The 19,240-nt window shown below is 45.2% G+C and carries 16 protein-coding genes; 10 read left to right on the forward strand and 6 right to left on the reverse strand.

Translation table 11 applies throughout. The features are described from left to right. Nucleotides 1–5: 5 nt before the first annotated feature. From V6M43_RS09520 to V6M43_RS09535, 4 genes are read right to left on the reverse strand one after another with little or no spacing between them, the layout of a single operon-like run. Nucleotides 6–2,363: an FtsX-like permease family protein gene (locus V6M43_RS09520; RefSeq protein WP_332734661.1), complete on the reverse strand. Its 2,358-nt coding sequence runs from the start codon at nucleotides 2,361–2,363 to the stop codon at nucleotides 6–8. Nucleotides 2,364–2,379: 16 nt separating this feature from the next. Then, a complete protein-coding gene (locus V6M43_RS09525; RefSeq protein WP_039132208.1) occupies nucleotides 2,380–3,057 on the reverse strand; it encodes an ABC transporter ATP-binding protein in 678 nt (225 codons plus the stop codon). An 18-nt stretch (nucleotides 3,058–3,075) separates the two neighbouring features. Beyond that, entirely contained in the window at nucleotides 3,076–3,276 is a 201-nt protein-coding gene (locus V6M43_RS09530) for a hypothetical protein (protein ID WP_332734664.1), read from the reverse strand. Between the two features lie 36 nt (nucleotides 3,277–3,312). Beyond that, entirely contained in the window at nucleotides 3,313–4,569 is a 1,257-nt protein-coding gene (locus V6M43_RS09535) for an efflux RND transporter periplasmic adaptor subunit (RefSeq protein ID WP_332734665.1), read from the reverse strand. 183 nt (nucleotides 4,570–4,752) lie between these two features. Between V6M43_RS09535 and V6M43_RS09540 the strand changes: the two genes are divergently transcribed. From V6M43_RS09540 to V6M43_RS09560, 5 genes are all read left to right on the forward strand, one after another. Continuing rightward, nucleotides 4,753–6,108 carry a sigma-54-dependent transcriptional regulator gene (locus V6M43_RS09540; protein ID WP_332734667.1) on the forward strand — a complete coding sequence of 452 codons (1,356 nt, stop codon included), beginning with the start codon at nucleotides 4,753–4,755 and terminating at the stop codon, nucleotides 6,106–6,108. Continuing rightward, entirely contained in the window at nucleotides 6,098–7,441 is a 1,344-nt protein-coding gene (locus V6M43_RS09545) for a sensor histidine kinase (RefSeq protein ID WP_332734669.1), read from the forward strand. Before V6M43_RS09540 ends, V6M43_RS09545 begins: the two co-directional genes overlap by 11 nt. A 422-nt stretch (nucleotides 7,442–7,863) precedes the next feature. Next, nucleotides 7,864–8,514: an ankyrin repeat domain-containing protein gene (locus V6M43_RS09550; RefSeq protein ID WP_332734671.1), complete on the forward strand. Its 651-nt coding sequence runs from the start codon at nucleotides 7,864–7,866 to the stop codon at nucleotides 8,512–8,514. A 67-nt stretch (nucleotides 8,515–8,581) separates the two neighbouring features. After that, nucleotides 8,582–10,087 (forward strand): pyridoxal phosphate-dependent decarboxylase family protein, encoded by a 1,506-nt coding sequence (locus V6M43_RS09555; RefSeq protein ID WP_332734673.1) that lies wholly within the window; start codon nucleotides 8,582–8,584, stop codon nucleotides 10,085–10,087. Between the two features lie 141 nt (nucleotides 10,088–10,228). Continuing rightward, nucleotides 10,229–11,998: a Kelch repeat-containing protein gene (locus V6M43_RS09560; RefSeq protein ID WP_332734675.1), complete on the forward strand. Its 1,770-nt coding sequence runs from the start codon at nucleotides 10,229–10,231 to the stop codon at nucleotides 11,996–11,998. A gap of 32 nt (nucleotides 11,999–12,030) precedes the next feature. Here the strand turns inward: V6M43_RS09560 and V6M43_RS09565 are convergent, their stop codons facing one another. Next, nucleotides 12,031–12,540, reverse strand: a complete 510-nt coding sequence (locus V6M43_RS09565) for a hypothetical protein (RefSeq protein WP_332734677.1) — start codon at nucleotides 12,538–12,540, stop codon at nucleotides 12,031–12,033. 107 nt (nucleotides 12,541–12,647) lie between these two features. On the opposite strand from V6M43_RS09565, the gene V6M43_RS09570 reads away from it, so the two are divergent. From V6M43_RS09570 to V6M43_RS09590, 5 genes are read left to right on the forward strand one after another with little or no spacing between them, the layout of a single operon-like run. Continuing rightward, on the forward strand, nucleotides 12,648–13,112 hold the full coding sequence (locus tag V6M43_RS09570) for a YybH family protein (RefSeq protein WP_332734679.1): 465 nt from the start codon (nucleotides 12,648–12,650) through the stop codon (nucleotides 13,110–13,112). Between the two features lie 12 nt (nucleotides 13,113–13,124). Beyond that, nucleotides 13,125–14,459, forward strand: coding sequence for an MFS transporter (locus tag V6M43_RS09575; protein ID WP_332734681.1), 1,335 nt, complete (start codon nucleotides 13,125–13,127; stop codon nucleotides 14,457–14,459). Next, complete coding sequence (locus tag V6M43_RS09580; protein ID WP_332734684.1) at nucleotides 14,452–16,728, forward strand: pyridoxal phosphate-dependent decarboxylase family protein; 2,277 nt, start codon at nucleotides 14,452–14,454, stop codon at nucleotides 16,726–16,728. The genes V6M43_RS09575 and V6M43_RS09580 overlap by 8 nt, the downstream gene beginning before the upstream one ends. Nucleotides 16,729–16,784: 56 nt before the next feature. Continuing rightward, on the forward strand, nucleotides 16,785–17,633 hold the full coding sequence (locus V6M43_RS09585) for a sugar phosphate isomerase/epimerase family protein (protein WP_332734685.1): 849 nt from the start codon (nucleotides 16,785–16,787) through the stop codon (nucleotides 17,631–17,633). 47 nt (nucleotides 17,634–17,680) lie between these two features. After that, nucleotides 17,681–18,427, forward strand: coding sequence for an MBL fold metallo-hydrolase (locus V6M43_RS09590; protein ID WP_332734687.1), 747 nt, complete (start codon nucleotides 17,681–17,683; stop codon nucleotides 18,425–18,427). Nucleotides 18,428–18,501: 74 nt separating this feature from the next. Here the strand turns inward: V6M43_RS09590 and V6M43_RS09595 are convergent, their stop codons facing one another. Next, a complete protein-coding gene (locus tag V6M43_RS09595; protein ID WP_332734689.1) occupies nucleotides 18,502–19,053 on the reverse strand; it encodes a fasciclin domain-containing protein in 552 nt (183 codons plus the stop codon). Nucleotides 19,054–19,240: the final 187 nt, after the last annotated feature.

A 19,240-nucleotide genomic window follows, 5' to 3' on the forward strand; every position in this document is an offset into this window, starting at 1 on the left:
TTGGTTTATTCGGAACGCAATGATTTTACCGGATTGCTCAGCGCCGCACGGGAGGCATTGAGACTAATAGTTATAAAGGCAATGAAAAGGATTATCAGGCCTACCAGCACAAACACACCGGCACTGATATTTACACGGTATTCGAAATTGTTCAGCCACTCTTTCATGGCCCACCACGCTGCGGGTATTGCTATAAGGAAGGCAAGCCCTATAAGCACCAGGAATTCTGTTGACATCAACAACAACAACTGCTGCAGACTGGCACCCAGTACTTTCCTTATGCTGAGTTCTTTACTTCTTCTTTCGATGCTGAAGGCGAGCAGACCGAATAACCCTAAACAACAAACGAAGATGGCAAGCGCCGAGAAGATAAGGGCCAGCTTGCCTATGAGTTTCTCATTCGTGAATTTCTCCTGGAACACCTCATCCATAAACCTGTACTCAAATGGATTTTCCGGATTATGCCTGGAGAACACCTGCTCAATTTGTACCAGGGCTTTCCTGATATCCACTCCCTGGTTCAGGCGGATATTTATCTGGTTCGACCAGTTGGGTTCGTATACGATCATGGCCGGACTCGCACTGGTATAAGGCGAGTTCACCACCATATTTTCTATCACACCACTGATGATGCGTCTCCGGCCTGCCCACTCAATTTCTCTTCCTACCGGATCCTGTATCCCCATAACCTTAATTGCTTCCTGGTTAAAGATCACATGGTTGGTATCATTGAGCCGGAAGTCCTGCCCCGAAGCCATCCTGGCACCAATGGTCTTCGCCAGGTCATGACCCGCAAACATGAACCCGATCACCAGGTTATTGCTCTCAGGAGCCCCCGGCCAGCGGATGCCTGAAGTAAATCCGAAGATATCACTCACGGCGCTGCTGGTATGGGTTACAGATTCTACCATTCCTGTTGTGCGCAGGTCATTGCGAATGGCCTCAAGATTTCGATGTGCCTGACCTGATGAACTTACCAGCACCAGATTATTGACATCATACCCAAGCTCACGGTTACGCACATGCTGTAATTGCTGGTAAATGATCAGTGTAGCGGAGATCAGCAATATTGAAATTACAAACTGCGCAGTAACAAGGATCTTCCGCGGCAACAAAGCTTTCTTGCCGGGAAGGAAAGTACCTTTCAACACTTTCACCGGCCTGAAACTGCTGAGGTATATCGCCGGATAACTTCCCGCGATAATGCCGGTTAATAATATAATGGAAAGGATGATGATCCAGATGGATGGTTCGTTAAAGGGAATATTAATTTCCTGGTTGAGCAACTGTCCGAATGCCGGCAATACTAACCAAACTACCAGCGATGCAAGGATAAATGCAATGATGGCGAGCAATACCGATTCAGTAATGAATTGCAGCAACAACTGCTTCCTGCCTGATCCCAGCGTTTTGCGGATACCTACTTCTTTTGCCCGCTTTTCAGATCTTGCTGTAGAGAGATTCATGAAGTTGACGCAGGCGATCAGCAATATGATGATGGCTACCCAGGTAAATAATTTTACATAAGCAATACGTCCTCCTGTATTTCGGCCATCCCTGAATTCTTCATAGAGCCTCCATTTGCTCATCGGATGTAGTATGATAGAACCACGCGTAGTCACGTTTTCGCTGGATGCATTCTTCCTGATTAGCTCTAAGGTCTTTTTTTCCAATGATGCGATATTGGCACCCGGCTTCACAAGGAAGAAAACGCGGTTGCCACAGTTCACCCAGTCTGTTTGCGCCTCGCGGTATTGTGGAGTTGATTGATTGAAGGGTTGCAGTACTTCAAATCGGACTGTTGAATTTTCGGGAAGATCTTTTACAACTGCCTTTATGGTTGCACTGCGGCCATTATTCACTTTTACCGTTTCACCTATCACCCTTGTATGACCGAAAAACGCTATCGCAGTACTTTCTGTTACCACCAGCGCATCCGGATCCTGCAATACTTTTGCACTTCCTTCAATGAATTGCGCACTGAAAACATTAAAGAATTCGGGGGAGGTGGTAAGGGTTTGCCGGCGGATCATTTTATCGCCAATGGTAAACAGGGGATTGCCTCCAAAATCCACGATCACTGCCTCTTCCACTTCCGGGAAACTGGCCCTGGCAGCGGCAGGCAGCGGAAACATCATATCCGGACCAGAAGTGATCTGCCCGTTGAAATCTCTGTTCGCATACACATGGTAAACATCCTGGTAATGTTCATTCTGCTTGTTCCAGGAGCGCTCATGGTACACCCATAAAAAGATGAGCATTGTTGCCGCCATCCCTATGGTGAGTCCCGCAATATTCACAAGCGAAAAGATCCTGTTCTGCCGGAGATTGCGAAACGCTATTTTGAAATAATTGAATAACATGGATAAGGTTTAATGATTATACCATTATATTCTGCATAACAGTTTGTCCGTCGAGCATCCTGATGATGCGATGGCTATATCGGGCATCATGCTCACTATGCGTTACCATAACAATTGTGGTGCCCTGCTCATTGAGGTCGGTCAGTAACTGCATCACTTCATTGCCATTACTTGAATCAAGATTACCGGTTGGTTCATCTGCCAGTATAAGCTTGGGATTGTTCACTACAGCCCTTGCTACGGCTACGCGTTGCTGTTGTCCGCCCGATAATTGCTGTGGATAGTGATTACGTCGATGCATGATCACCATCTTGTCAAGCACTTCCTCCACGATCTTTTTTCTCTCCGCCGGTTTAACGCCGGTATAGATCAGGGGCAGCTCTACATTCTCGAAAACAGTGAGCTCATCAATCAGGTTGAAGCTCTGGAAAACGAAGCCAATATTATGTTTGCGAAGATCGGCCCGCTTGCGTTCGTTAAAACCTGCCACTTCAATGCCATTGAAAAGAAAGCTTCCGGCATCGGGGTCATCCAGCAGTCCAAGAATATTCAGCAGCGTGCTCTTGCCACATCCCGAAGGGCCCATCACTGCAACGAATTCTCCTTCTTTTACTTCAAATGATAGTTTGTTGAGTGCTACCGTTTCTACCTCTTCGGTCCGGTAAATTTTTTCCAGGTTGGAGATCTTGATCATATTATGGGGTTGAATATTTTAGATATAAAGTAATACGGATAGGGGGGAAGCGGCTTCTTCAGGAGCTTCTTCATATTCTGCATCGGGCAGATCTGCCGGTAACACTGTTGGTTTAGGCATGATGCCGGCCACACAATAGTGTTCACCACTTTTGGTTTCCGCAGAAACAACCAGGAGCAGTGCAATTGCCAGGCTGATTTTTAAAATGGACTTTCTCATAAAAAAAGGTTCAATGGTTAATGGTTGTTTGGTTGCCTATTTATTTTTCAGGATCAGTTCCTGGTTGTTTCCGAAGTTTTCATAACTGCTGGTGATCACTTTATCGCCGGGATTCAATCCCTCAAGCACTTCATAGTAATCCGGACTCTGCATGCCCAACTGTATATCAACACGGTAGGCCTTGCTGCCATCCTCGCTCACCTTGTAGATCCAGTTTCCACCGGTCTGCTGGTAGAACCCACCCTTGGGCAGCAGGATGGCCTGCTTCTCCTCACTCAATGCCAGTTTCACCTGCAATGTTTGTCCGCGGCGAACGCCCTTCGGCACTTCACCTTCAAATTCCATATCCACCTGGAAGCGTCCACCTGATACCTGCGTATATACCTTCCTGATAGTAAGAGCATAATCCTTTCCTGCAAAGTTGAAACTGCCTTTCAGCCCGGTAATGATTCGACTTATATAATGTTCATCAATATCCGCACGTACCTTGAATCCACTAAGAACATCGAGTTGTCCCAGCCGCTCACCTTTGTTCTTCTGCTGACCGATCTCGGCATCCAGGGAGGTTAGCTGTCCATCCACCGGGGCACGAACCACCAGGTCGCCCACCTTGCGGCGCATCAGTTGCAGTGCATTCTGCATGCGCTCAAATGATTGCTGCATTTGGTTCAATTGCTGGCGGCTGGAGATAGAATCCTTGCGCAAAATGTCAACAGTAAGTGCCTTGCGTTTCTGCTGGTACTGGTGCAGGTTCTCCGACGATTTATATTCCTGAGAACCTATCGCCTTCTGATCGTAGAGGCGCTTGTTGGCCTGGTATACACGCTCGGCTTCTTTAAGTGCATTATCAACTTCTGCCATCTGGTTCAGCCGGGTGATGGTATTCTGGTCGGCATTGTTGCGCGATATCTGCATCTGGGTAAGTACATTGAAAACCTGTGTTTCCTGGTTACTCAAACTCAGTTCCAGGTCGGTATTACTGAGCCGCAGGATAGGCTGGCCCTTGGTCATGATGGCGCCATCATCTACATATTTCTCTTCCACCCGTCCACCTTCAATGGCATCGAGGTAGATGGTGGTAACCGGGAGAACAATACCATTTACCGGGATGGTTTCCTGGAAGGCGCCCTTCTTTAATTCATTGATGGAGATACGCTCGGTATCAACATTCAGGCGACTGGCACCGGCGGTATAAAAATAACTGGCACCAATAAGCGCCACCAGCGCGGCTATTCCGATGATCGTCCAGATCTTCCGGGGAGTCCATTGCTTTTTTTCGATTACTCTGTCCACTTTATTAGAATTGATTGTTTGGCTGCAATAATGCTTATGCAATGGCGTGCCAATTTCTAACTGATTTAAAATGAGGCATTTATATTCTTATCATGAAAACAACTGTCCGCTTTTGATACAGTCACTGTCCGCTTTTGCTGCACGCGTACAGTGCAAATAAATCCTATCATTGTGCTTTCAATTATGACACTGAAAGAAGCCACCATACTGGTAGTTGATGATGATACCGATGTACTCACAGCGGTGCGCCTCCTGCTTAAAACGGAAGTAAAAGAAGTTGTCACGGAAAAGAATCCCGAGAACCTACCCAGCCTCCTGGCGGCAAAACGTTTTGATGTGATCATGCTCGACATGAATTTCACCAGCTCCATCAACACCGGCAATGAGGGAATTTTCTGGCTGCGCCGTATCAAGGAACTGAAGAGTGATGCAGGGGTTATCATGATAACTGCTTACGGGGATGTTGACCTGGCGGTGCAATCACTTAAGGACGGTGCGGCCGATTTTGTGGTGAAGCCATGGCATAATGATCGCCTGGTGGGAACCATCAAAGATGTGTTGCGGAAAAGAGCCGGCATAAAATCTACTGATAGTGTTGATACCAAATCTATCATTGGCAATGAACTGCTGGGCGAAAGCGAACAGATGCAGGCCATCTTCTACAAGATCGAAAAGATCGCACCCACCGATGCTAATATTCTTGTGCTGGGAGAAAATGGAACGGGAAAGGATCTTATCGCCAAAGCCATCCACCAGCACAGTCTCAGGGCCACTAAACCTTTTGTAAAAGTGGACGTGGGAGCACTTACCGATTCACTTTTTGAAAGTGAATTATTCGGACATGTGAAAGGCGCGTTTACTGATGCCCGTGAGGATAGGGTGGGTAGGTTTGAATCAGCCAGCGGTGGCACTATCTTCCTTGATGAAATTGGAAATATTTCCCTCCAGCAACAAGCCAAACTCCTCAGTGTATTACAGAACCGGCAGGTGACAAGACTGGGCTCCAATACTCCCATACCGGTTGACCTTCGATTGATCTGCGCCACCAACCTGCCCATTGCCGAGCTGGCCAATGAGAACCGTTTCCGAAAGGATCTTATCTACCGGATCAATACCGTCGAGATCATTGTACCACCGTTGCGCAGGCGCGGCCGCGATATCCTCTTGCTGGCAGATCATTTTAACCGTATCTATAGCAACAAATATTTCAAGCCCCTGCTGAGTTTTGATAAAAGTGCAAGAGATAAACTATTGCAATACCCTTTCCCCGGTAATGTGCGCGAGCTGCAATACACGATAGAGCGCGCAGTGATCATGGCGGAGGAGGAGGAACTTACTGCCGACGATCTGCTTTTCTCTCCCATAGAGTCGGCCATGGAAAAGGAAGAGGAGGCAACCGACACCAAGCTGAGTGCGGTGGAGAAGAATGCAATCCTCAAGGTGATTGAGAAACACAATGGAAATATCACGCGGGCCGCAAAAGAACTGGGACTCACACGTACGGCCCTTTACCGCAGACTAAGCAAATATGATATTTGATAAATTCGAAACCAGGCTTGCCATCAGGGTATTACTGCTTTTCGCAGTGCTCTTCGCTACCTCCTGGGTATTAGTGAAAGGCGATTACCGCTTCCTGATAATGGCAGTGCCCATTTTATTATACCAGCTTTTTGACTTGTACCGTTCGCAGCGCAAGGCACAGGATGAACTAAAACAGTTTGTGGAGTCTGTGCATTACCGTGACTTCTCCCGTTATTTCGATGTAAAGCACGCCCCCATGGAACTGCAGCCGCTGCGCCAGGGCTTCAATGATATCAATACCGCCTTTAAAGGGATCAGCAAGGAGAAGGAAACACAGTACCAGTACCTGCAGCGCATACTGGAGCTGGTTGATACAGGAATACTTTCTTATGATACAATAACCGGTGAGGTGGAATGGATGAATGAATCGCTGAAGAAGATGTTGCAGATACCTTATCTCAAAACAATTCAAACTTTAGCACGACGTGATGCCGAACTGGCTGCTGCTATTGAGACGATCAAACCCGGTGAAGTAAAGATCGCCACGGCACATATAGAGAAAGGGAGCTTCAAAGTGCTGGTATCCTGTTCCGCTTTTCAAACGGAGGGAAAGATCTATAAGTTGATAGCATTCCAGAATGTAAACGAAGCCCTTGATGAAACGGAAAGTCGCGCCTGGTCGAGACTGCTGAGCGTCATGACCCATGAGATCATGAACAGTGTTGCGCCGATTTCATCATTGGCCGACACATTAAAGAATCGCCTGCATAAGGTGGCCGAAGAGATGAAAGAGCAGTCGGGTAGTTTCGATGACCTTGAGTTGGGCATTGATACAATCAAGCGGCGCAGTGAAGGGCTGCTGCGTTTCGCGGAAACCTATCGCAGCCTTAATAAGATTACCACGCTCAATCTCACCAGGGTGAAAGTGCTGGACCTCTTCCAGAACCTGAATCTGCTGATGCAGCCAAAGCTGGAGCAATTGGGTATTGAGGTGGAGGTAATACTTAAAGAGCCGGAAATAGAGCTGGAGGCCGATACCAACCTGGTTGACCAGGTGATGATCAACCTGTTGGTGAATGCCATGGATGCGGTGAAAGATCGTGAGCAGCCGCGCATTGTACTTTCTGCCAGTAAGGATAGCAACAATCGAACGCTGATCAGGGTGGCCGATAATGGAGCCGGAATGCCGGCGGAGGTGCTCGACAAAATCTTCATTCCCTTTTTCAGCACCAAGAAAAGTGGGAGTGGAATCGGGCTTAGTTTATGCAAGCAGATCATGATGCTCCACAAGGGGAATATCCAGGTGCAGAGTGTGGAGGGAGAAGGGACAGCCTTTATTCTGCAGTTTTGAGAAATTAGGTATAGTGTTTTGATCTATATTGAAAGCCCTTATTTTAAATCATTTTAATGATTAGTTTATGGTGCATTGATAGAGCAACGATAGAGCAATGGTGGTGCAATGATAGAGCAATGGTTAAATCAGCATTATTTTGGCTTAAAATATCACCAGTAGGACCTGAAACTTTATGATCAAAGAGATGGCAGGGAATGAACTATTAGTTTGATCAAAAACGGAAAAAAAGCCTTTTACCATAGTCTAATAGTTGTCTAATCATTGTCTAAACCTTGTCTGGTGTAGTACTCAAATGCCCTGCTGGAGCGGGTTTAGACTTATTTTACCCTGTTTATATGCGTTGGGAGCGGGGTTCAGGGTGTAGTCAAAGGTCAGCGATATGGAGGCTAATTTGCTAAATTTACTGGAAACAACCCCGGATGCCAACCATTAAAGAACTGATTCTAACCAGGGATTATGCCGGACTGGAAAAAAGTCTGTCGGAGAACCCGGCTCTTGCCAATGAAGGCATTCCTTATGATGAAATAAATACCTCGGAAGCTCATCCCCTTCACAGAATCTGCGATGGCGTTTTTTCTGGCCAATACACTGATGATGAAGCGGTTGAAATGGCAAAGATATTTTTGGCAAATGGTGCAGAGGTAAATGGCAGGGATTTGACCCCCAATAAAGATTCACCGCTGGTAGCTGCGGCAAGCCTGCATGCTGACAAAGTTGGGATGCTTTTTATCGACAGTGGTGCCAACATTCAGCATGCGGGATGCCATGGTGGAACGGCACTGCATTGGGCTGCATGGTGCGGAAGGCCAGAGTTGGTGGAAAGGCTTATTAAGGCAGGGTCGGAGATCAACCGGCTTTGTACTGATTTCAAGGCGACCCCGCTTTTCTGGGCAGTACATGGATTGAAAAATGGCGGCAATAAGGATAGTAAAAAGTATTTGGTAGTTGTTGATTTGCTTTTAAGCGCAGGCGCCGATAAGGCAATTACCAACGGCGATGGTTCCTCTGTTTTTGACCTGCTGCAGGAAGAGGATAGGGAGATAAGGGCGTTGTTGGAGAAACGAGTCTGAAATCTCCATTATTGTCAAAGCAAAAGCGGGATAGGATAGATACCTTTATATACCTAAATCTTATGTTATGAAGGAAAGTCGTTCAACCCCCATCAATATGGATATTGAGGAGTTCAAGGCTATCGGGCATCAATTGATCGACAAGATTGCTTCTTTCCTGGATACCATCGAAGAAAGACCCGTTACATCGGGTGAAACACCAACACAAATCCAGGCAATTCTGGGTAATGATAAATTGCCTGACCAGGGAATTTCAGCAGATGGATTAATGGCTAAGGCAACAGACATGGTACTGAACCATTCCCTCCTTAACGGCCATCCCAAATTCTATGGCTATATCACTTCATCCCCTGCACCCATCGGCGCCCTGGCCGATTTACTAGCAGCATCTGTTAATCCAAATGTTGGTGCCAATGTATTGAGCCCTATGGCCACCGCCATTGAAAAGCAAACGATAAAATGGCTGGCAGAATTTATTGGTATATCTCCCAGTTATGGAGGGGTTTTGGTAAGCGGGGGAAACATGGCGAATTTCACAGCATTCCTGGCAGCAAGAACAGCTATAGCGCCCAGGAATTTCAAGGAAGGTGGACTAAAACAACTGCCCGGAGAAATGGTGCTATATGCTTCAAGGGCTACACATACCTGGATTGAAAAGGCTGCAGTACTCTTTGGACATGGAACCAGCGCGATCCGCTGGATAGATACTGATATCAATAACCGGATGAACACTTCGCAGTTGAAAGAAACTATCGAGGCAGATCTCATGGCGGGTAAAACACCTTTTATGGTGGTGGGTAATGCAGGCGATGTGAGCACAGGCGCTGTAGATGATCTAGGCAAAATAGCAGGCGTATGCCGCAGTTATAATCTATGGTTTCATATTGATGGTGCCTATGGTATTCCTGCAGCGGTAATACCTTCGCTCAAATGGATGTTTGCCGGACTGGAAGAAGCTGATTCCATTGCCCTTGATCCACACAAATGGTTATACGCTCCTCTTGAAGTGGGCTGTACGCTGGTGAAAAATCCACAGCATCTCATCGATACATTCAGTTCTCATCCTGTCTATTATAATTTTGACAGCCTGGCAGAAGAACCATCGCTAAACTTCTATGAATATAGTCTGCAGAACTCCCGTGGATTCCGCGCGTTGAAAGTATGGCTCGCATTACAGCAGGTCGGAAAAGATGGATACCAGGAAATGATCAGCGAGGATATTGAGTTGTCGAAGCAATTATTTATGGCTGCAGAAAAACATCCGGAACTGGAAGCTGTCACGCAAAATCTGAGTATTGCTACTTTCAGATATAGCCCTTCTTCATTTATGGAGGACGATGATTCGCGCGACAAATACCTGAATGAATTGAATGAGAAACTTCTTAATGCACTTCAGCAGGGGGGCGAAGTGTTTTTATCTAATGCAATGGTATCAGGGAAATATTGTCTAAGGGCATGCATTGTGAATTTCAGGACATCTGAGAAAGATATAGTTGAGACGATTGACATCATTGTTCGCGAAGGCCGGAAAATGCACCAGCAACTGCAGAAGGAAAATTTTGAAGTTGCTTAAGTTATAATCAAGGTATTGACATTTTTTTAAACTTAATGTATCTTTAAAACAGAACTGAATCTTCTATTCTTACCCCTTCTAAACATTTTCATTTTCGTATATAGTTACTTGTGAAAGCGCTTATCACTAAAAGCTTTCTGCATGAAACCTATCCTGAAATGGGCAACTGGCTTTCTGCTTGTTGTTCTGTTATTTAATGCCTGTAAAAAGGAATATTCCTGCGAAGGATGCTTAACATTTGGCGAACCTCCCATTGCTGATGCGGGCATTGACATGAGTATTACACTGCCAAAAGACAGCGTGTTATTGGATGGCAGTGCATCTGCAGATCCTGATGGTAGTATTACAGAATACAAATGGTCAAAAGTTGCAGGTCCTCCTTCATCTTTCATTACCAATTTTTCTTCCGCGCAAACTATGACTACCGGTCTTGAACAGGGTGTCTATCAATTTGAATTAGTTGTGACCGACGATGAGGGATTTCTCGATAAAGATACAGTACAGGTAACTGTTCTCTCTTCCACCAACCAACCACCCGTTGCAAATGCAGGTGCAGATCAAACAATAGTATTGCCTGTTAATTCCATTGAACTTGATGGCAGCGCTTCCTCAGATCCTGATAATAATATAAGTTCTTATACCTGGATAAATATTTCCGGTCCGGGTTCCAATACAATAGTGAGTAATAGTTCAGTCAAAACGGAGGTTAAAGAGCTCATTGCGGGCACTTATCTGTTTGAGATAAGGGTAACGGATGCGGAGGGATTGTTTTCATTGGATACCATGCAGGTGATTGTTTCAGCAACTGTAGGGATAAGCAATTGTGATATAAGCGACCGCCCCCTGGTATATACAAAAATGAGTTTTGAAAAGGAACTATCCAGTTTGAGAAGTCGTTTCACTGTTGCGTATGCAAATAATAAATTGGTAATAGCTGGTGGAATAAATCCGGATGGGTCATTATCATCAAGAGTAGATATATGGGATCTTTCATCGAATACCTGGACAACTGCCGAGCTGAGTGAAGCTAGGTATGATATGGCATCAGCAGTTCTGGAAAATAAAATTTTCTTCGCTGGGGGGTTCAATGAATTGCATCATATCACTTCTGATAGAGTGGATATCTATGATGTTGTTACAAATTCCTGGTCAACATCAACCCTTGGTCAGAAAGGAGCATTTAAAGTTGGAGCAGCAGCTGGTAATAAAGTATTGTTTGCAGGCGGTTTGGGCGAAGGAACCGGAGTAGGATCAGAAAGCATTCATGTCGATATTTATAATGTCACTACTAATACCTGGTCTGCCACAACTTTAGCGGGGAGAAGTAATTCTGCAGGACTGGGAATTACAGCAACGGTTATAAGGGATAATATTTATTTAGCGGGTGCTACAGGCGACTGGTTCGCATGGGATTTTGGAGGAGAGTATTCATCCACAATTAATATTTATAATACTGTAACAGATTCCTGGTCTGTCTCCCACCTTAGAGAAGAAAGAGGTGCAATGGGGGGGATTGCTATTGGGAATATTAATTATTGGGCTGGTGGGCGAGAAATATCTTTTAATCAGGAAAATATTCCATCAGATATTTTTGAAGTTCGTGATATGCAATCGTCAGTCAGCACATACCATTGTTTATTCCAGCCCAATAATCAACCAGGTGTGGCACAACAGGGCTCCCGTATTATTATTTTTACCTCTACACCGTGGCATTATACTCACATCCATCCTTCCATGGTAACCGATAAGTTTGATATCTATGATATTTCTACCAATTCATGGTTCATCGGATTATTGCCAATGAATATTTATGATGCATCAATAATCTCTATAAACAACAATCTTTATGTTATCGGAGGTATAGTTGATGGTTCACGCTCATATACAATCTGGAAATTGGAATTACAATAACCTGGTTACACATCTTAACTCTATGCATTTGGTTAAACAACAGTCTTCATCCTGCTCTTCAACCAACTATCCTTAACCGGTACTATCCAGTTATTTTCCAATGCCGCTTTTGTATCTACAAGATTGTTGAAATAAAGTGTATCCTGGGTAATGAACTGGTTCTCCACCGCATGGCTGAACTGGGCCAGCGGTAATAGCTGTACCTTATCTTTCACCACGAAGGCAAGCAGTTGCCGGTCGAATAAGTTCACCCCAAACTTCTGCTCAATGGCCTTAATTAATCTTACCGAACTGTCAGTACTGCAACCACTAACACCAGTAGCCGTTTCGTCGGCCATCAGTATGATGAACTGGCCAAAGAAAAGGTTGGAATAACCTTTTACAGGATCACCATGGGCCTGCCAGCTATCTACAAAACTGTTGAGCATCTTTTCCAGTTCCAACGCTTCCATAAGCCCAAAAATGCGGTTGCTCTGATAGATCCAAACCCTTGAACTGGGATGGAAATTATTGGGGAGTAGATTCTTGTATTCCAGGTTCATGCTACAAAGGTAGGAACTACTACCGATTATCGGCTTTGCAAGCGTTGAGGCATTATCGTATATTTAGTTATAGGCATGTATTAATTAATGATTGTAAAACTTTCATAATGCTTAATAAATTATTAATCCTGTTGCTTGTCGCCTCTCTTACCGGCTGTTCTGCCAGCCGCATCAATACAAAAGCAGAAGAAGAAAAACTTATGGAAGTCAGCAGGGAGTGGTCAAGAGCCGCTTCTGCCCAGGATATTGACCACATTGTGAGTTACTGGTCAGATTCCGCTTTTTTCCTATCACAGGGCCAACCCGCCATCCAGGGTAAGGCAGGCATCCGCGCCATGGTGGAACAGAGCAGTAAGATTCCCGGCTTCAAAATCAGTTGGGAACCCATCCGCGCCAGTGTATCTAAAAGCGGTGATATGGGCTACCTGATTGAAAGAAACCAAATGTCAATGAACGACCCTTCCGGCAAAACCATAACTATACAAGGCACCGTTGTAACAATCTGGAAAAAAGATGCCAGTGGCAACTGGAAAAACGTGGTTGATATCGGCGTGCATGATCTGCCCAATTGATATAACCCATACATGAATGTATCTGTTCCCATACCTGAAAATATAGCTAGGAATGATCGCAAAACGATCAACGCCTGGGCCATGTATGATTGGGCCAATTCCGCCTATGCACTGGTCATTACTTCTGCAATCTTCCCGGCTTATTATAATTCAATAACAAAAGTTAATGGCAATTCCAGGATAGATTTTTTCGGTACCAGCATTGAAAACACTGCTGCTTATTCCATCAACCTGGGCATTGCATTTGGTGTTGTCGCCCTGATCTCTCCTTTGTTATCTTCTATTTCAGATTCCGGAGGCAACCACCGCAGCTATATGAAATTTTTCTGCTACATGGGAGCCATCGGATGCATGCTGCTTTTCTTCTTTAACAATCACCAACAGGTTCACCTGGCCCTGGGAGGTATGATGCTGGCTACTATCGGTTACTCCGGCAGCATGGTTTTTTATAATGCCTACCTGCCGGCTATTGCAACGGAGGACAGGCAGGATAAAGTGAGTGCACGGGGATTTGCATTCGGGTATATTGGCGCCACTACCTTGCTGCTGCTGAATCTGTTGTTTATCCTCAACCAGGAAGCCCTTGGCGTTTCAGATGATACCCTTTTCCCAAGACTATCATTCCTGCTGACCGGACTCTGGTGGTTTGGTTTTGCACAGATCCCTTTTCATGTATTGCCCAAAGGCATTTATAAGGCAAAAGCTGAAGGTGATAGTTTCATGAACGGCTACCGCCAACTGGCTAAAGTCTGGGGCCAGTTGAAATCAATGTATATCCTAAGAACTTTTTTAACCGGCTTTTTCTTTTATATCATGGGTGTACAAACAGTAATGTTCATGGCCTCTTCCTTTGGCGATAAGGAAATTCATTTAACGATAACACAACTTATCATCACTGTTTTGCTGCTCGAATACCTGGGCATCGCCGGTGCTTTTCTATTCGCATGGATCTCCAAAAAAATAGGAAATATTCCAGCCCTGATGATTGCTGTAACCATGTGGATAATGATCTGTGCCGGCAGTTATTTTATTATTACCCCCATACACTTTTATATAGCTGCATTCTTTATCGGGCTGGTGATGGGAGGCATTCAATCCCTTAGCAGATCTACTTATGCCAAGATGATTCCCCAAACCCATAATAACGCGGCCTACTTCAGCTTCTATGATGTATGTGAGAAAACTGCCATGATGTTCGGACTGGTAATGTGGGGCTACCTCGATAATCTCACCGGTAGTATGCGCAATTCAATCGTGGCACTGGGTATATGGTTTACCATCGGGTTGATATTTTTATTCCTGGTAAATGGAAGGAGATCAGCCCATCAACTTATAATCCATGAGTGATAATCCCGAACAATATATTCCGCCCAAAGGGGAAGATGCCGAACAGATCCTGGATCAGATAAGGAAAATGAAGGAAGAAGATGTGCACTGGAAGGAGGGAAGGGCGTGGAGCCTGGTGTATTATGTAAATGAAGAACACGACCAGCTTCTAAAAGCAGCCAGCAGCGAATTGTTCAGCGCTAACTATCTTAACCCTTTTGCCTTTAAAAGCTTGCACCGCATGGAACAGGAAGTGGTGCATATGACTGCGCATATGCTTCATGGTAATAAAGATGCAGTTGGTGTGATGAGTTCTGGTGGAACGGAAAGCATCCTCCTCGCAATGTTCTGTTACCGGCAGCGTGCAAGAAAACTTCATCCCCGCATAGTTAATCCGGAAGTAGTGGCGCCGCTAACTATTCATCCTGCTTTTGATAAGGCTGCCATTCTATTCGGTATCAGGATTCGTAAAGCAAAAGTGGATGAAAACCAGGTTGCCATCGCGGAAGACATGGAGAAGCTCATCAATGCAAATACCATCCTCCTTGTTGCATCTGCCCCATCTTATCCAAATGGGGTATTGGATCCGATAGAAACAATTGGTGCCGTAGCTTCGAAACATCAGCTTCCTCTGCATGTTGATGCCTGTATCGGTGGGTTCATGTTGCCATGGGTAGAAAAGCTTGGTTACAATATCTCCCCATGGGATTTCAGGGTGCCCGCCGTTTGCTCCGTTTCCGCCGATGTACACAAATTCGGTTATGGGGCTAAAGGTGCCTCCGTGCTTGTATATAAGCATATGGATTACCTGCATCACCAGTTTGTGATCACCACCGATTTTCCGGGCGGCATTTATATTTCCCCTACCTTATTGGGAACAAGGCCCGGAGGCCCGATTGCTGCTGCATGGGCTGCATTGAAACACCTGGGTGAAGAAGGTTATTTATCCCTCGCCGGCAAACTGATGGAAGGCATCCGGAAGTTAAGAACAGGCCTCTCTGCAATTCCTGGAATCACAATTATCGGACAGCCCTGCATGAACCTTGTTTCCTACACAACAGTTAATAACAGTCCGGATATTTTTATCATCGCCGACCAGCTTGAAGATAAAGGTTGGATGGTAGACCGCCAGCAACTTCCCAACTGTATTCATCTTACCGTGCTGCCAACCAATGTTGAAGTGATCGATCAATATCTCCTCGACCTTAAAACCGCGATTATGTATGCCAGTGAAAACCCCCGTGCCGCAGCTAAAGGCAATGCTGCCATTTATGGATTGATGGCCAGGATACCATTCAGGGGAATGGTGGAAAAATCAGTGAAGAAAATAATGGTCGACATGTATGGCGCGCCACAACCATATGAAGTGGATACCAATGGTAAAAAGCATTCAACTATATCTGATCGTCCATCGTGGATGGGCTTCATCAACCGGGTGCTCGCCGCCTGGGGAAGGTTCAGGGGATTAAAACTGCTCTGCCTATTATTGCTTTTGCATTCTGAACTCGCAGCACAACCTTATGTGGATCCCCTGCAGGTGCGATATACACATGGATTTCGCAACAGCAATGCTGATGCTACTCCATTCGATCATTTATGGATAGGATCAGACCTTCCCATCAAACTCAAAGAAAATACTTACCTGCTGCTAAGTCCCTTTTATGAACAATGGCGTATTGACTCTGCCGACAAAAAAGGCATATTCCCAACAGTAAAAAGTATAGTATTGCCGGTGGGATTGATGTTGCCTCTTGGCAGTTCAAAATGGTCACTAACGGTCATCCCTATGGTACGTACCAACGGAGAGAAACTTTTTGGTGATAAGACCCTTCAGGTTGGTGGAGCAAGCTTTGCCAGCTATGCCAGAAAACCAGATCAAAAGTTCCGCTTTGGGCTTTATGTCAATTCCGAATTCACCGGTTTCTTCTTCTGGCCGTTGCTGGGGGCCGACTGGCGGCTTGATGAAAAGAACTATATTTTTGGCCTCTTACCAGGCCGGCTTACTTATGAACATAAATGGTCGGAGAAATTGTACGGCGGGGCTTCCTTCCGCGCCATCACCAACAGCTATCGGCTGCTCAATGGTCAGTTCCTTCGCATCGAGGATAACCAGGTCTCCATTCACCTCGATTACTATCCCGTCAAAAAACTCTGCCTCACCCTCGAGCCGGGTTATGGCGTTCTCCGGAAAATGCGAACCGGCATAAATAACAAAGACTATATCAGAGATGATAATATGGGGGATGGCCCTTTTATAAGGCTGAGCAGCTCCTACAGGATAAGGTTATGAATAGGGCGGGAGCTTTCAATTAATAATATGACCTTTAGGAAGAAAAATATTACACCATGATCAGATTACTTGCCTTCTTCCTGAGTTGCTTTATTATTACCGCTTCACAGGCACAATCACTTGGGGAGCATATTAAATCAAGGATAGGTATCCAGGCCTATACTTTCCGGAACAGTTTCAAAAATGATATTCCAGCCACCCTGGATACCATTAAGCAAATGGGACTGACCAATCTTGAACTCTATACCCTTTGGGGAAAGTCGGCTTCCGAATTGAAGCAATTGCTTGATTCGAAGGGAATGACCTGTACATCCCTGGGGGCAGGTTATGAAGATGTGGTTTCAAAAACAGATGAAGTAGGCAGCAATGCTAAAACATTAGGCGCATCCTATGTGATGGTAGCCTGGATACCTCATCCAAAAAATGGCTTCAATGCCGAAGTGGTTAAAAAAGCAGCCGCCGATTTCAATAGGGCAGGAAAGATCCTGAAAGAGAAATATGGAGTGACGCTCTGTTACCATAATCATGGTTATGAATTTATTCCACATGGTGACGGCGACCTGTTTGATCTGCTCGCGGCATCTACTGACCCTAAATGGTTAAGTTTTGAGCTGGACCTGTTATGGGCACAGTTTCCGGGTGTGGAACCTGCGACGCTGCTTGAAAAATATGGCCCGCGGATAAAACTCCTGCATGTAAAAGATCTGAGGGTTGGCGTGAAAGGGGATTTCTCCGGCGGAACCTCCACAGAAAATGATGTTACAGTTGGTACCGGACAAGTGAATATCAGGGCCGTGATGGAGGCTGCCCGAAAAGCAGGCGTTGCTTATTATTATATTGAAGATGAAAGTAGCAGGATACACCAGCAGGTACCGCAAAGCCTGGCTTTCCTGTTCAGCCTCTGAACCAAACAGGAATGATAATTGTACATATAACACAAATCTTCAGAATTATGCGGCAGCTAATGTATGTAATGCTTTTTATTTTAATTGCTATCAATACCCAGGCACAGAGTGATACTTTCACAACCGCCAAAGGTTTACTGGTAGTGAATCCTGTTTATCATGGATCACTCTGGATGAAATGGAATACCCTCACCATTGCAGTTGATCCCTATGGCGGGGCAGAGCGCTATGCTGCCATGGGTAAGCCGGATATTGTTGTTATCACAGACATCCATGGCGATCATATGGACAGCAGCACTCTGGTGAATTTAGATCTCACAAAGGCAACACTTGTTGTTCCCCAGGCCGTTCAGGAAAAGCTGGTTAAAATTCTTCCCGCCGGTACCAAAATGGAATTGCTTGGCAACGGTGGTAGTAAATCATTACAGGGTATTCATATCAGAGCCCTTCCCATGTACAATCTTCCTGATACTCCCGGCATAAGACATCCAAAGGGTAGGGGTAATGGTTATATCCTTGACATGGGAGGTAAAAAAGTTTATATCTCCGGCGACACGGAAGACATTCCCGAAATGAGGGCATTAAAGGGTATCGATATCGCCTTTGTTTGTATGAACCAACCATACACGATGGATATCAACCAGGCGGCAAGTGCTGTGCTTGAGTTTAAGCCGGCTATAGTTTATCCTTTTCACTTTCGCGGACAGGGTGGATTCAGTGATGTGGAAGAATTCGCCAGATTGGTTAAGGCGGGAAGTCAGCCAATTGATGTGCGTCTCCGAAAATGGTACTAATCACTCAAAGAAGAAGCCGTCTTCCATTTTAAAACAGGAGACGGCTTTTTTCATTTATATAGAAATATCTCAGCTTATTTCTTTGGCATCAGAACAGCATCGATAACATGGATAACCCCATTGGTTCCTGCAAGATCAGCGGCAGTTACGTTGGCGCCATTGATGCTTACCTTACCATCTTTAATGGCAACGGTGAGTTCTTCACCCTGTAGGGTTTTTACTTTTTGTCCATCAGTAAGATCAGCAGCCTTAACAGATCCTGCTACAACATGATAAGTGAGGATCTTGGTGAGGTCGGCCTTCTTCTCCGGTACAAGTAATCCATCTACAGTTCCAGCAGGCAAAGCATTAAATGCTGCATTGGTTGGAGCAAAAACGGTGAAAGGACCAGCACCTTTTAAAGTTTCCACCAGTCCCGCCGCATTCAGCGCTGCTACCAGTGTTGTATGATCAGGAGAACCCACAGCAATATCAACGATATCTGTTGTTGTTGCAGTAGTTGCAGCCACCGTATCCTGAGTTGCTTCGGTAACTACTGTTTCTTCCGTTGTAGTTTCATTTCCACAGGAAATAATTGTGGTTGAAATAAAGGCCATCGCCAGGATCGCCATAAAATTCTTTCGCATAAATAGTTTTTATTTTAAACATGAACACTCGCTAGCGGCAATGGTTCTTTGTTTTATCCCCTTTCGTATCAAAGATTTTTGGCTGTTGAACATATTCCACTTAGATCATAATAATAATTAAACCAGCAAAATCCTCACGGCAGCCTTTCCTTTTTAACGGCCTCCCTTTATAAGTATGGAAATATTA

The sequence above is a fragment of the Flavihumibacter sp. genome, from assembly GCF_036676075.1.
Classification (GTDB): domain Bacteria; phylum Bacteroidota; class Bacteroidia; order Chitinophagales; family Chitinophagaceae; genus Flavihumibacter.